This window comes from Nesterenkonia salmonea (genome assembly GCF_005771525.1).
Classification (GTDB): Bacteria; Actinomycetota; Actinomycetes; order Actinomycetales; family Micrococcaceae; genus Nesterenkonia; species Nesterenkonia salmonea.
On the sequence record NZ_VAVZ01000118.1, the window covers coordinates 1 to 634 of the forward strand.

1 protein-coding gene is annotated in these 634 nt (G+C 62.6%); it reads right to left on the minus strand.

What is annotated here, in order from left to right:
• Nucleotides 1-490: transposase (locus tag FEF26_RS15530; protein ID WP_208012966.1), on the minus strand; the 490-nt coding region annotated here is incomplete at its 3' end.
• Nucleotides 491-634 lie beyond the last annotated feature (144 nt).

Genomic DNA, 634 nt, shown 5'->3' on the forward strand with positions numbered 1-634 from the left:
GGCGCACGGGGTGGAACCCGAACGTGCGTTTCCACGTCGCGGCGGCGTTCTCCTTCTCCGAGTGGGCAATGCTGATGGTCGCATCCACATCGATCACCAACGGACCAGCAGCCTCACCACCAAGGTCAGGGCCAGCGCCAGCATCCCATGCCCTGGCGCGCGCTTCAGCACGCGCTTTCCGGATCGCCGGCAGCCTCTGCTCAGTGACCTTGTCCAAGACTCGCCACGTGGTGGGCATCGAGGCCACCGGCCCGAAGACATCTTGGCGATCAGTCAAAGTCTGGATCCCTGATATATTCGTGGCCCCGTCGGCGACGGCGACCGCCAGATCGGTCAGTACTCGGCCCGGGGCGTGAACCGGCAGGCCCTTATAGGAGCCAAGAAGCGGCTTCGAAAGCCCGGCCACCAGGCCGGTGCGCTCTGCCAGTTCTCGCAGCATGCCAACACCCGCATGCGACACGACCCCCTGCCCATCAGCAGAGACTTTCATACGACTAGTACCAACGATACGCTTCACTTCGAGGGTGCCCTCTCGACTCGGAAAATAGAACCTTCGCAAGTCTTATTCGGGTTATAGGCAGAAATGTGTGTATGGCCCGGGCGTGTCAGGGGCTGCCGGCCCAGCCTTTCCTGG